Genomic DNA, 12,146 nt, shown 5'->3' with positions numbered 1-12,146 from the left:
TTTCACTCAAACCTGTCATCCACCCCCTGTCTAACAATACGAAAAACTGAGGCGACAACTATCCTGACACAGGGGGTAGGTGTCATCTCCAATTCGGTCCAGGAGGATCTGGCTCATGAGTTTGGCTTTGAACACATCTATTCGGCGCGGGAAAGACAACACCTCGTCAGGCTGCTGCAGTCGGGCCGGATCAACTATATATTGCAAAGCCACGGTGTCACCGTCCACTATTGTGAATACAAGGCACCATGCCTGCAACAGGTTGGTGATCCTCTTTCGGTTAACTACAGCCGGGTTATGGCAAAACAAGGAACCCATGCTGCCGGTACTTTAGAGCGTATTAATCAGGGACTGGCGAAGCTTTATCTGTCCCAGGATGTGCAATTTCTGTTTGCTGAATACGGCTATTCCGATGATTACTACCAGCAGTGGAAACTAAAACTCGAGCATGAGCTGCCAAACAAACCAACATTGTATACCGTCCAGTAAGTCACTCCTGAATACCCTGTAAGACAGCTCCAGCAGCTGACAGCGCCTGCCGCAAGGCGGTGTAGTCCCCTTCCGGTCCCGGATAAGTTTGAAAATCAAAAGCAAGTCATGACGGTTGTCATATGGATAAATTTTAAGCTAAGCTGTTCTTGATAGTATAAAAAACCACCGGAACTAACAATATGCCGCTACGCCGTTATCTGTTTATAGTGACGTTAATAATGTGCTCAACGGGTACATTAGCCGAAGACAAAATGCGCCTGGCTGCGCCGTTTTTCCCACCTTATACTTACTTTGATATTGACGGGAAACTGGACGGACTTTGGATCAAGCAACTCAAGCCGGTATTGCAGATTGCAGAGATTGAATTCAAAGCCATTAATACCCCAATGGCCAGATTCTACTCCTCTATCGCCACCGGAAAAGTGCAGTTGAGCGCGTTACCCAAAGGCGTACCCGGTATGGACAACGTGATATATAGTGACTTGCCGTTTGCGCGATTTGATTTGCGTGTGTTCTGGTTGGACGATCGACCGGATATTTCAGGGGTTTCACAACTGGCCAATCAAAAAGTTATTCTGACTCGTGGATATAATTATGGGGGTTTTCTCGAAGAAGCGCTGACCACAGAGCAACAACAACATTTTGTAGTAGCAAACACTAAACCTGAAGCGATTGAACTTCTTCTCAACGGCGAAGCTGATTATGTATTGGGCTACTGGGCGCTGATGGATTATCTGCAAAAGAATATGCCGGATGTGCAACTCAACAATAAAAAGATTTCAGAAATCCCGATTTACTTTGTTATCCACAACAGCGTCACAGATGCCAGGGGCATTATGGATCGCTTCAATGCTGCCCTGGCAAACAAATAAAAAACCAGGGTAAATTTGCCCTGGTTTTCAGTTTATTATTGTGCAATGGCCTAACGCGGCGGATCCACCCGTTCGTGATGTGAGCCGTTGACCCTGAACCATCCGGCAATAGATATTCGCTCGCGATTAGCCGGTAAAACTTCGTGGGGAAATTCCTCACTGAGAAACACTGCAACCGTGCCAAAGGTTGGTAGCACTCTGATCCCCTCCATGTCATGGTCATCTTTATATAACACCAGTTCACCGCCATCCTGATGGGTCCACTGGTGATTCAGGTAAGCCACCACCGATAACACCCGGTTAGATTCGCCCGCAAAGGCGTCCCGATGACGTTTATAAAAGTCCTGTTTGCCGTAAATGGCAAAGTGGCTTTCAAATGAAAATAACCCCAAAAACAATCGGCGATTTAAATAGGTCTGCATGGCAGATGTCCATTGCAACCATTGCTGGCCTGCTGCTGAATCACCGTTTATCCAGCATATTTCATCCCGGCGCACAAATTCATTCAAATTGTGCTCGTTGGCCCTGCCAATCCCGGCAACTTCAAACTCTGCATGATGCATATGCACCACTTGCTGATACAGGTTTTCTGTCAGCGCTGCAGGTAACGCGCAGGGATTGATACTGAAGCCTTTTTCCTGAATGTCCTGTGCGATCTGCTCAAACAAGAGTGCGTCATCTTCAGCATCAAAATGTCGTAATTCGGCAATCGCACTCATCGGATACTCGACAACAAATAATCTACCACCTGGTCACGGGGACCACTTTGGCAAAATGGCGCCGGTCGGTATTTTGGTGGCAGGAAGATTTCCCGGGAAATCAGTTCATCCAGAATATCGATAAATTCAAATGAGGTTTTTCCGATTAGTAATGGGTCAAGATTACGCTGCTGATGTAATCGTATCGCCTGACTTAAACCGCTCAGATACAAATAGTCTTTGGTAAAACCGCCACCGCGAAATACCCGTGCGGTAATGGTAAACGCCCTGTCCGGATTTATTTCATAGCGCTCGGTCAACTCGTGATAAACATCATTGAAGTTGTCTCCGTGGATCATGCGATTCACCGCTATTACCCGCAATGCCAGGGTGTGCAGACGGGAAACCAAAATATTGCCCCCCAGATGCTCAGACAAAATTGCCAGGCCTTCCTGCGTGTAAGTATTGCCTGGTAAACCGATCTTCAGTACTTTTAACGGCTGAATATCAGCATTGGCACTGGTTACAATATGCACACCTAATTCGTGATCAATAAGTGCCTGGAGCTCTTTTTCACCAAATCGTCGGGTTGGATTGATTTTCAGGGTTTTACCGCTGACCAGCGCACCAGCCACGATTTTATCGGTGACAATGATTTTGCAATCAATGCCGTAGCTCTGTGCAGCATCGGTAAAACGCTGCACAATTTGCTCCGGCTCGTAGCTGAGCATTGGTTCTTCGTCGTGTACTCTGGCGTGCAATATAAACTGCGCGTTATTGATATCATCGTCACTGGGTTGGCCATAATACCGCAGGGAATTATATAAAAACTCTTCGGTGCCGATACTGGTCAGCAAATCAATGCGCTTTGCCAGCTGGTCGATAACCCGACGATACATCAGCTGAATACTGGCATCGCGGACTTCATCCACCGGCAACCGATATAACGCCTCTTTGAACAAAAATGGGTCCAGGTCCAACTGGCGATAGCGAAACGCCGGACGATACTGATGAGGACGGCGCATAAATGCGGCCTTTTCCTGCTTCAGATTTAACGGGTTGATATAGTCCAGGGTGTCCATGTTTCTGGCTAATTTATACAGCTCGTTATCCAGTACCTGAACTTCTTTGGGTAGCGCGGAAGACAAGACCGTTGCGGCTTTAACACGGGAACGACGTTTACGCTTTTCGATCATCACAGAAATATGCTGGGTAATCACCCGTTTTAGCTCGGTTTTTAACTGCTCAATCACCAGTGGAAAATGTTCACCGGTCAGTTCATCCATATAAACCTTTTTCAGTTCCAACGGAATACACAGGCAATTGGGGAAAAACTGTTTTACAAAGCTGGCCTGATAACCTAAACCAGAAAAAACGTCATTCACTGCCACCAGATTTTCCACATTAGGCAGAGAAACGCCTTCCAAAAGCCCCACTAATCGACCAATGTCATTGCGCCATTTGCGCATGTTGATTTGCTCAGTGCCAATGTTAAATACCGGTGTGGGTTGATCACGGCGTTGATAATTGTAGGAATGGATATCGTACAGCACGGCAAAACCGTGCAGGGCTTCCAACTTTTTAAGTAATGCCCGTAAAATGCGATAGTAGGTGTCGTGCTTTGCCGTAATGGTGGCAATTTCGGATTTAGCCAACGGCTCATTCCAGACATTTTTGCCCCAGGCAACAGAGTAAATGCAATGTTCCGGTACGCGATTCAGATCGTACTCATAACGAGAATCTTCGGCCTGCAATACTATGGGCAACGAAGAGATAAATTCACCGGTCAGTGGATCTTCTTCGTAATACCGCTCAGCATTGCTTAAGGCGCATTTTGCCAATAGCGATTCCGCCATACGCGAACCGTTGTGAATGGCCGTAGCAATAAATGGCTGATAATCACTGATGTGTATAGTCAGGCTGCCGTCAAGCAACTGCGCAACGAAACTCTCACCATGATTGATTTTGTTGATAACCTGCTGTTCAGATAGCGTCTGCATCTTCGATTACCTTGCGAAATTCACTTTTACGACTGATCACCAACTCTTTGGCACTCACGACACTTTCCGCAAAGTCTATGATTTGCTTTTGCAGTTTGACGCGGTTTAAACGGTTGATACGGGTGATACCACCTGGGCTCAGGACATTGACTTCAATGAGTTTGCCGTTAATGACATCCAGCCCCACAAAGTACAAACCATCACGCACCAGTTTCGGTCCAATGTGCTTACACAGGCGTTTTTCCTGTTTAGTGAGCGCGTGTTTGACTTCCTGACCACCGGCGTGAATATTAGAGCGCATGTCATTCTCAGACGGCACACGACGCATCGCGCCAATGGGTTCACCATTGAGCATCAAGATGCGCACATCTCCTTTTTCAGCCCCCTCCACATAATCCTGTAGGATCACGTAGTTCTTATCATCAGCGACATAGAATTCCAGCAATGACTTCACCGAACTGTGAGCTGACTTTTCCACCATAATGACGCCACTGCCACCGTAACCGTTCAGGGGTTTCATGATCATGCGCTCATTGGGGTTTTCTTTCAGTACCCGCAACAGGTAATCGATATTTTTAGAAACGTGAGTGACCGGGATAAACTCATTGTGCGGATCGTGCAACGACGCGGTATACAGCTTGTTATTCGCCAGACGCAAACCGTCGATATCATTCATGATAAAGGTATCAGAGCGCACTGAGTCCAGGAAGTTAAGTGCCATGGTATCCAGAGGTGGGTTGGCGCGCATAAAAATCACATCAAACCCGGCCAGCGGCAATTGCACTTTGCGGAATTGAGCATTTTTGTAAAAGGCTGCGATATTATTGGACACCACACCTTTTTTTAGCACACGGCAAAATGCGCTGGCGATACTGTCCCGCATCGTTAAATTATTGGGGGTGGTTACTGCAACAGTATGACCACGAGACACCGCCTCATGAATCAGACGCAAAGTAGAATCAGAATCGTGGGAGATCTTTTCCCACGGATACATTAAAAAACAAATTTTCATTAAACTTCCGAAGTCAGCAAACTAATCTTTGCGTGCTGCTTTGATGTAAGATTTAACCGCCTTGAGGCTGGGAAATGGCGCATAACCTTCGGAGCTCATTTCGTCATTAATGGCGCGTAAAATTTCTTTGTCGCTGGCATCGGTATCCTGCATGGCGTCCATACAGTAGTCATATGCGTCTCGAACGATTTCTACGTCAGGTTTTTCTCGTGTCATTGTCTTCAAAAATACGTTGTTGGTTGTTCACAAAAGCCCTGCAATTAAGCCTGAGTCGGCGGTTGAATAAATGCAGGAAATTGCGCGAAAAGTAGATGGAAATGGCGGCGTTGAACAACGAATTATAATGATGGTGACGACAAATAATTTTAATAACCGGTATTGCGGTTTCACTGCGATGCGATTACAGCCCGCCTTTAAAGGCATTTTGCTGAGTAATGGCATCAATTCCCGGCTTTATGGTACCTGGCAACAGGCCGCTATTCCCATAACCCAGAGTGAAGAACAGCGAGTTAGCTTTTTAATCGATATCAGACTTACTGCAGGTTTCGCCAAAACATTGGCTGATTCCGAAGTACACACAACGACCGGTTGGTTGGAAGAAACAGCCGGTCAACTCAACAACATATTGGGTCGGGCCACAACACAGCGAACCGAGACAATGAAAAAACACTTCCCATGAGAATTTGATAGTTTCTTTTCCAGGGCTAAATAGCCCTGGTTTTCGCTTATCCTTTACGGATCATTGTGATACCCCGGTAAATAAATGGGTTCAAGAGAATGAGCTTCATCCATCCATTCCACTACAAAGGGCCGACTCTGTAATTGTTCGAACCACTTTTGTACCAGTGGCCAGCGTCCGTCAGGCGGATAATGGGCATTAAAGCGGATAACAGAAGGCAACAGCATAATATCCGCCAGCGAAAAGTCACCAATCAGATAGTCTCCTGAAAATGAGGCGATGGTGTGCTGCCAGGTATCGTATACCTGATTGAGTGTGGCAATTTCGTCCTGAGTTAATGCCCGCTTTTCTTTATAGAAGGCGCTCTCAAAAAACAAACACGAACACACCCGACCAAACGTAGAATGCTGCCAGGCGGCAAAACTTCTGGCCTTAGCACGTTGTTTGGCATCTGATGGTAATAAACTGCCATTCCCTATCTCATTGGCGTATTCCATTATCGCCATCGAATCAAAAATAATAAATCCGTCATCATCCAGTACCGGCACAGCAGCGGGTGGTGAGAATTCCCCAATTCTGGCCAGGTTGTCCCATCGTTGAGGACGACGGATATCTACCATCACCTCATCAAAATCTATTGCCTGTTCTTTCAATGCTAGCCAGGCCCGAAATGCCCAGCTAGAGGCATTGCGATTACCTGAATACAAAACTCTTTTCATTTTCAACTCCTTAACTGACACCACTATTATAGAGTGCTGCAGTGCAGTTTGTGGTTCAAAACCGGCAGCATATTGACTATTATTAGTCATATTACCCACTTCTATGCAGATAATCCCCATGGATGATTTTGACATCGCTATTCTCAAACGCCTGCAAACTGACTGCAGCCAAAACAGTCTTGAGATTGGGGCAGAAATAGGCCTGTCGGCCTCATCTGTACAACGAAGAATAAAAAAACTCAAAGAAACTGGCGCCATCAAATCAGAAATTGCCGTTCTGAATCCGGACAGTTTTAAAGGGCTGGTCACCGTGATAGTAGAAGTGGTTTTACACAAAGGCGGAACCGCCGCTATTAATCGCTTTTCAGAAAAACTAAATAACACTGATGCCGTACAACAGGTTTTTTATATTGCAGGCCAGGCTGACTTTATGATCATTATGGTTTGTCAGGATATGGCGCACTTTGAACAATTGTCACAAGGATTATTTATGGACAATGAAAACGTAGCGAAATTTACCTCCAATGTGGTTATCGGCACAAAAAAACAAAGCCTGGCGCTAATGCTGTGATGGTGCCTTTCGCAAAATCCTGAGCACCCGGTCATAGAGAATACCGGTTAACATCACCAAATCGTTGCCCGTGGTACTGACAAACTGAATCACCACCATATCTTCCTGCGGATGGTATCTGGCAATACTTTGATAACCCAGTACCCAACCATTGTGATTGTAGCCATAGAGAGAGGCATACAGCTGCCGCTCCTGTTCAGTAAAGAAAGCGCCTTCGTTCAAAGCGCGCAAAAAGATTGCCACCTCTTTAGCAGTAGCTACATACCCCTGGTCCAGGTGCCGCAGATCATCGTCATAGCCCAGGTGATAACCACTCATTAATTCAGTTTTATTGACCTCCCCTACAGAGAAAAACGTGCGGGTTAACCCCAATGGTGCTAACAAAGTGCGTTCAATATATTCACCATGGGGAGCGCCCGTTATTGCGGCGATAATCAACTGCAGCAACAGGTAATTGCTGTTGGAATAGGCGTAGTCAGTATCCGGAGCAAAATCAGCGGGCTGATCCAGGATCAGCTCCTGGATATCAAAATCCAATTCCCCCCAATGAAATCGTTTGTGATCGGTAAAATTGGGGATGCCACTGCGATGTTGCACCATCATCCGAACAGTAATTTGCTCAGCATGTTCAATACGTCCTCGGGTAAAAGGCAGATAGTCGGCTAAATGCTTGTCCAACACCAACTGTCCCGCTGCCGCAAGTTTCGTGATGGCCGCAGCGTCATAGAGCTTGGCTATACTGCCGATTTTAAATAAGGCATCAGGGCGAACCGGCTGTTGACTGACACGGTTATCGACTCCACTGACAAAATAAGCGGGCTCAGATCCCTTTTTATCAACGTACACAAGCACACCATCAATCCCTTGCTCAACTGCGTTGTTCAGCTCCTGCTGCACTGTAGCCGGAAGCGGCTGAAGGTAATACCAGGCATACTCCCAGGGGGCAAATAGGTAGATACTCACAAATGTCACCATGGCAGCGACGACTCTCATGATGTTTGTGATAAATTTTTGATTTTTCATTGTAGCTGACTGAAGAAACTAAAGCTGCGCCATTCGGTATGCCAAACTTAACAGCTTGCTCATCATTAGGCTATTTCGCCAGCGTTTCTGCCCGGATGCTCCTGACCAAATAGCCTGGCCGGAGGAAGTTTCAGCGATATACATCTTCCAACAACTGTTGCGCCAGTTCAGCTAAATGCCCGGGATCATTGTTTGATTGAGCATAAATTCTCAGGCCGGTGATACCCATCGCCAGATAACGACCACGTTGCTCTGCTGAGCGGCTGCTGTCAATTTCATTATGCTGTATTGCTGTTTGCAACACGTTCACAAACCCCTGGTGCCACCCGGCGATATTTTCCGCTACCGCTTTTTCCACCACAGGATTCACCTGCGCCATTTCACTGAGCGCTTTTTGCGATAAACAAACACACTGATGGCCCTGTTGCGTTAGATCCTGTACGGTTTTATTGAGATACCGGCGCAACCCTTCTTTGACAGAAGGTGCATTTTCAAAGAGTTGCACAAACTCTTTACTGCGATCATCACTGTATTGTTGCAAAGCACAAAGCAACAGGCCCTGTTTGTTTTCAAAAGCACAATAAATAGAACCAGGGTGCAGGCCGGTAGCTTTCTTTAAATCCAGCATACTGGTTTGACTGTAGCCCTTGGTAGCAAACGCCACAATGGCGGCCCTTAACACCTGCTCTTTATCAAACTCCGCACTTCTCATACCAAATCAACTCGCTACAACACCCATTTCAGGCCAATTTACCCTACTTCCAGGTGACATTGTATTCTTATTTGAATGGACATTCAAAATATTACTTGAATGCCCATTCATATAAGCGTATCTTGAATGAGCATTCAAAATTAACTGACGGAACCGAGATGACTGAAAACTTATTTCACCCCTTTGCATTAAACCAAACCATTGCGCTTCAAAACCGAATTGCCATGGCGCCACTTACCCGCTGTATGGCTGATGATGATCTGGTACCCACTCAATTATCAGTAGATTATTATGCCCGCCGTGCTGAAACGGGTTTGATCATTACCGAAGCCACGATTATCCGCGCCGATGGTCAGGGCTACCCCAATACACCAGGCATATTTACTGATGCGCAAATTGCCGGCTGGAAAAAGGTCACTGAAGCGGTTCACGCCAAAGGCGGCAAGATATTCCTGCAACTCTGGCATTGTGGCCGGGTTTCCCATCCTTACTTCTTTGATGGCGAAGTTGTGTTAGCCCCGTCAGCCGAGAAAGTTGAAGGTACCGTACCGCGTATGAGAGAGCTGGAATATCAGGTACCTAAACCCGCTTCTACTGTTGAAATCGCACAACTGGTGTCGGATTTTGCCAAAGCTGCTGAGAACGCCATTGAAGCAGGCTTTGATGGGGTAGAAATTCACGGTGCTAACGGTTATCTGCTGGATCAGTTTTTACACCATGACGCTAACAAGCGCGAAGACGAATTTGGCGGCTCGCCAGAAAACATGGCGCGCTTCCCATTACAGGTCGTCGACGCTATCGTAGCTAAAATCGGTCATGAACGCACAGCCTTGCGGGTGTCGCCGGGTGCCTACTTTAATATGCAGGGTCACCCAGATGATCGGGGCGTATTTGAATACCTGTTGACCGAGCTGGAAAAGCGCAACCTTGCCTATCTGCACCTGGGCTTATTTGATGACAGTATGGAATTTGAATATCTGGGCGGTTCAGCCACCGACTTTGTGCGCAAACACTACAAAAATACCCTGATGGGCGTTGGCGGTTATAGTGCCGAAACGGGCAGCAAGGCAATTGAAGAAGAGCGCTTTGATTTGCTGGCCATTGGACGCCCGTTTATTGCCAACCCGGATTATATTGCTAAGGTAAAAACCGGTGAAGCACTCACCGAGTATAACGAAGCCATGCTGGCCGAGTTGTACTAACCTGAACAGGTTCGAAAATAACAAACCAGGGCTATTTAGCCCTGGTTTTTCGTTTCTGAGAAGGGAAATAATTGGGTTTATCCGGCATTCACGTTGCCCAGATTTGCGATTTTCACCGGCATCTGACTAATGCTGTTGATCACAGACATAGTGAAGCCTGGCCCCTCGTTTTCCAGTACCCCCGAGGGCAAATAAAATATGGTTTGTGAAGCAGACGGGTACAATGCAGCATCCAGTGTATGCCAGGTGTTTTGATGATGAGCTTCCACCCAGGCGTGACCAAAGGAGTTCACCGAATCGTCTTCTTCCATAACGACGGTGCCCAGTACCACTCTGGCAGGAATACCCAGCGCACGAGCCAGGGCCGCGGTCAGCACCGCAAATTCAGTGCAATCACCACTGCGGGAAGCGGCAACTTTAGACGCAATATTAAAGTTGTGTACATAGGTTGGGTTGTCAATATAACGGCTTACAAATCGGGTTATATCCACCAATTGCCATCCGGCCTCGCTGTGCTCCGTTTTAAATTGTGCCACAAGCGTGTTGACTTCAGGTTCATCAAAATCCACCACAAAACTGTTCAGTAAGTACCTGTCGGTAACGGGTCCGGTGTACTGTGGTGTGCTGGATAATCGTATCTGCAGCACATTGTGTTGTCCTTTGCTGGCAACCACATGCTGCCAACCATCGAAGCTGGACAGCGTTTTATCAAGGTTACTGACTTCGATTTCAAACTGTATCTGATTGTGCAGCGGCAAAGATAACCCTTGTGCCAACTGCAGCGGAACCTGGTGCAATGGCGGCGTGTCCGCATGAACAGTACCGACAAGCAAACTAACGAGTATCAACAGAATCCGCTTCATGGCAACACGGGCTCACCAACAACCGAAATTAATTCAATGTCCAGTGTCACCGGTCCTTGTGCCATTGAGCCTTTGCGCAATATCCCCTTGTTGTCGGACAAGAATTGTAAGGCAAATGGCCCCATATCCATTTTCAAATTCGCCTCTTCATTATCGGTTATCTTACTGAAGCTCACTTCGGTAACTGTTACCGGGTCCGCTTCTGCCACCCACATACTCTGTGACACCTGGCCCTGTTCAGAGTCCAGCAAATCCAGTGATACCAGGTAACTGCCATAGTCTGACAACAAAGCGCCTTCATGGGATAACACCGCCGAGACAGGTTTGCCCTGCATTTCCCCTGCCACTTGCCATTTACCCTCGGATTGGCTGAGGTCAAACTGAGAGTTCAGAGTGCTGTTTTCTATGGTGTGGGTAGAGGCATTGATCAGTGCACCTTCCGCCGTACTCCAGGAGATATCGACACCGTCAGTGCGCGAAACATTCGAAGCGTCTACAGGGGTCAGCAGTGCTGTTTTGGTGTGGGTTTTAATGTCGCCGTCCTGGTCAACTGAGTGGCTTTCGTAACCAAACCCGATGGGGATTCCGTTAAAGCTCAACCTGAATACCGGTTCAAAAAAGGTACTGCCTGGGTGCGATTTCTGGAAAAGTTTCACAAAGGACTCAAAAACCCGGTAAAAACTGTCTCTGTACCCCAACTCATTATGCATACACACTTGCAGGCTTTGCTCCGTCTCAGCGGATAAGCCCTTAATTAATCCGGTAACCCGTTCCTTATTTTCACCATCAAGAATGTACAGGGTATCCAGTGATAAAAAAGGGGTGTTGTTGATAACGCCGGTATCTATGGCCATGTTGTATTGACCAGACAAGGTCTTTTTGTTTAGTTCCTCGACACCAGACAATCCCACTTCGACCACCGCATACAATGAATTAGCCGGACCATCAAAACTGGTAAAACTGTAACACTCCAATGGCGAGCCGGTACCGATATCAATTAAGTAGTACCAATAGCCGTCTCCCGACTCCGCCAATGTCGCCTTACCAGGCACTTTGCCAATCACTTCCAGCGCGTCAATGGTAATGGTTGAACTGTCGCTGATTGTCAGCTCTCGTTGCATATCGTTTTGAAACCATTCGGGAAAGGTATTGATATCAATCAGGTCTTTGCCAAACGCACTGCTGCTGACAACAGACAAGAGTACAGCGGTATAAAATAGGGATTTCATACAGTCATTCCTTGAATCATTATTGAAGTGTTTCAGAGGATACACACTAACCGCCACAGAAGAAACTGGCAATT

The 12,146-nt window shown here is 46.9% G+C and carries 14 protein-coding genes; 5 read left to right on the top strand and 9 right to left on the bottom strand.

Going from position 1 to position 12,146, the window contains the following annotated elements; translation table 11 throughout:
- Together AC0J20_RS18240 and AC0J20_RS18235 are read left to right on the top strand one after the other, a co-directional pair.
- The coding region (locus AC0J20_RS18240) for a hypothetical protein (protein WP_473022818.1) at positions 1-489 on the top strand (489 nt) is incomplete at its 5' end.
- A 182-nt stretch (positions 490-671) separates the two neighbouring features.
- Entirely contained in the window at positions 672-1,364 is a 693-nt protein-coding gene (locus tag AC0J20_RS18235) for a substrate-binding periplasmic protein (RefSeq protein WP_473022817.1), read from the top strand.
- A gap of 50 nt (positions 1,365-1,414) precedes the next feature.
- Here AC0J20_RS18235 and AC0J20_RS18230 read toward each other — a convergent pair whose 3' ends face one another.
- From AC0J20_RS18230 to AC0J20_RS18215, 4 genes are read right to left on the bottom strand one after another with little or no spacing between them, the layout of a single operon-like run.
- Entirely contained in the window at positions 1,415-2,083 is a 669-nt protein-coding gene (locus tag AC0J20_RS18230) for a 2OG-Fe(II) oxygenase (RefSeq protein WP_473022816.1), read from the bottom strand.
- A complete protein-coding gene (locus tag AC0J20_RS18225; RefSeq protein WP_229527841.1) occupies positions 2,080-4,062 on the bottom strand; it encodes a flavohemoglobin expression-modulating QEGLA motif protein in 1,983 nt (660 codons plus the stop codon). The genes AC0J20_RS18230 and AC0J20_RS18225 overlap by 4 nt, the downstream gene beginning before the upstream one ends.
- The gene (gene gshB, locus AC0J20_RS18220; protein ID WP_229527842.1) at positions 4,046-5,074 is read right to left on the bottom strand and encodes a glutathione synthase; all 1,029 of its coding nucleotides are present in this window, start codon (positions 5,072-5,074) and stop codon (positions 4,046-4,048) included. The genes AC0J20_RS18225 and gshB overlap by 17 nt, the downstream gene beginning before the upstream one ends.
- A gap of 21 nt (positions 5,075-5,095) precedes the next feature.
- A complete protein-coding gene (locus AC0J20_RS18215; protein WP_229527843.1) occupies positions 5,096-5,290 on the bottom strand; it encodes a hypothetical protein in 195 nt (64 codons plus the stop codon).
- Positions 5,291-5,360: 70 nt separating this feature from the next.
- Between AC0J20_RS18215 and AC0J20_RS18210 the strand changes: the two genes are divergently transcribed.
- On the top strand, positions 5,361-5,753 hold the full coding sequence (locus AC0J20_RS18210; RefSeq protein WP_473022815.1) for a hypothetical protein: 393 nt from the start codon (positions 5,361-5,363) through the stop codon (positions 5,751-5,753).
- A 53-nt stretch (positions 5,754-5,806) separates the two neighbouring features.
- Here AC0J20_RS18210 and AC0J20_RS18205 read toward each other — a convergent pair whose 3' ends face one another.
- Positions 5,807-6,472 carry a glutathione S-transferase family protein gene (locus tag AC0J20_RS18205; protein ID WP_473022814.1) on the bottom strand — a complete coding sequence of 222 codons (666 nt, stop codon included), beginning with the start codon at positions 6,470-6,472 and terminating at the stop codon, positions 5,807-5,809.
- A gap of 118 nt (positions 6,473-6,590) precedes the next feature.
- On the opposite strand from AC0J20_RS18205, the gene AC0J20_RS18200 reads away from it, so the two are divergent.
- The gene (locus AC0J20_RS18200) at positions 6,591-7,043 is read left to right on the top strand and encodes an Lrp/AsnC family transcriptional regulator (RefSeq protein ID WP_473022813.1); all 453 of its coding nucleotides are present in this window, start codon (positions 6,591-6,593) and stop codon (positions 7,041-7,043) included.
- Here AC0J20_RS18200 and AC0J20_RS18195 read toward each other — a convergent pair.
- Positions 7,032-8,066, bottom strand: a complete 1,035-nt coding sequence (locus AC0J20_RS18195; RefSeq protein ID WP_473022812.1) for a serine hydrolase domain-containing protein — start codon at positions 8,064-8,066, stop codon at positions 7,032-7,034. The genes AC0J20_RS18200 and AC0J20_RS18195 overlap by 12 nt on opposite strands.
- Positions 8,067-8,196: 130 nt before the next feature.
- Positions 8,197-8,778, bottom strand: coding sequence for a TetR/AcrR family transcriptional regulator (locus tag AC0J20_RS18190; protein ID WP_229527848.1), 582 nt, complete (start codon positions 8,776-8,778; stop codon positions 8,197-8,199).
- Between the two features lie 158 nt (positions 8,779-8,936).
- Between AC0J20_RS18190 and AC0J20_RS18185 the strand changes: the two genes are divergently transcribed.
- Positions 8,937-9,980, top strand: a complete 1,044-nt coding sequence (locus AC0J20_RS18185; RefSeq protein WP_473022811.1) for an alkene reductase — start codon at positions 8,937-8,939, stop codon at positions 9,978-9,980.
- 77 nt (positions 9,981-10,057) lie between these two features.
- On the opposite strand, the gene AC0J20_RS18180 is transcribed toward AC0J20_RS18185, so the two are convergent.
- Both AC0J20_RS18180 and AC0J20_RS18175 read right to left on the bottom strand, forming a co-directional pair.
- A complete protein-coding gene (locus tag AC0J20_RS18180; RefSeq protein ID WP_473022810.1) occupies positions 10,058-10,843 on the bottom strand; it encodes a transglutaminase-like domain-containing protein in 786 nt (261 codons plus the stop codon).
- Positions 10,840-12,072: a hypothetical protein gene (locus tag AC0J20_RS18175; protein ID WP_473022809.1), complete on the bottom strand. Its 1,233-nt coding sequence runs from the start codon at positions 12,070-12,072 to the stop codon at positions 10,840-10,842. The genes AC0J20_RS18180 and AC0J20_RS18175 overlap by 4 nt, the downstream gene beginning before the upstream one ends.
- Positions 12,073-12,146: the final 74 nt, after the last annotated feature.

This window comes from Planctobacterium sp. R6 (assembly GCF_055755215.1).
This window is presented reverse-complemented; position numbering and strand designations above follow the sequence as displayed.

What these genes read in the sequence shown, in the direction of transcription:
- gshB (WP_229527842.1), bottom strand. Translation starts at nt 5,074, where the DNA reads ATGAAAATTTGTTTTTTAATGTATCCGTGGGAAAAGATCTCCCACGAT.
- AC0J20_RS18215 (WP_229527843.1), bottom strand. Translation starts at nt 5,290, where the DNA reads ATGACACGAGAAAAACCTGACGTAGAAATCGTTCGAGACGCATATGAC.
- AC0J20_RS18180 (WP_473022810.1), bottom strand. Translation starts at nt 10,843, where the DNA reads ATGAAGCGGATTCTGTTGATACTCGTTAGTTTGCTTGTCGGTACTGTT.
- AC0J20_RS18175 (WP_473022809.1), bottom strand. Translation starts at nt 12,072, where the DNA reads ATGAAATCCCTATTTTATACCGCTGTACTCTTGTCTGTTGTCAGCAGC.
- AC0J20_RS18200 (WP_473022813.1), top strand. Translation starts at nt 6,591, where the DNA reads ATGGATGATTTTGACATCGCTATTCTCAAACGCCTGCAAACTGACTGC.
- AC0J20_RS18185 (WP_473022811.1), top strand. Translation starts at nt 8,937, where the DNA reads ATGACTGAAAACTTATTTCACCCCTTTGCATTAAACCAAACCATTGCG.
- AC0J20_RS18205 (WP_473022814.1), bottom strand. Translation starts at nt 6,472, where the DNA reads ATGAAAAGAGTTTTGTATTCAGGTAATCGCAATGCCTCTAGCTGGGCA.
- AC0J20_RS18210 (WP_473022815.1), top strand. Translation starts at nt 5,361, where the DNA reads ATGCAGGAAATTGCGCGAAAAGTAGATGGAAATGGCGGCGTTGAACAA.
- AC0J20_RS18195 (WP_473022812.1), bottom strand. Translation starts at nt 8,066, where the DNA reads ATGAAAAATCAAAAATTTATCACAAACATCATGAGAGTCGTCGCTGCC.
- AC0J20_RS18225 (WP_229527841.1), bottom strand. Translation starts at nt 4,062, where the DNA reads ATGCAGACGCTATCTGAACAGCAGGTTATCAACAAAATCAATCATGGT.
- AC0J20_RS18230 (WP_473022816.1), bottom strand. Translation starts at nt 2,083, where the DNA reads ATGAGTGCGATTGCCGAATTACGACATTTTGATGCTGAAGATGACGCA.
- AC0J20_RS18235 (WP_473022817.1), top strand. Translation starts at nt 672, where the DNA reads ATGCCGCTACGCCGTTATCTGTTTATAGTGACGTTAATAATGTGCTCA.
- AC0J20_RS18190 (WP_229527848.1), bottom strand. Translation starts at nt 8,778, where the DNA reads ATGAGAAGTGCGGAGTTTGATAAAGAGCAGGTGTTAAGGGCCGCCATT.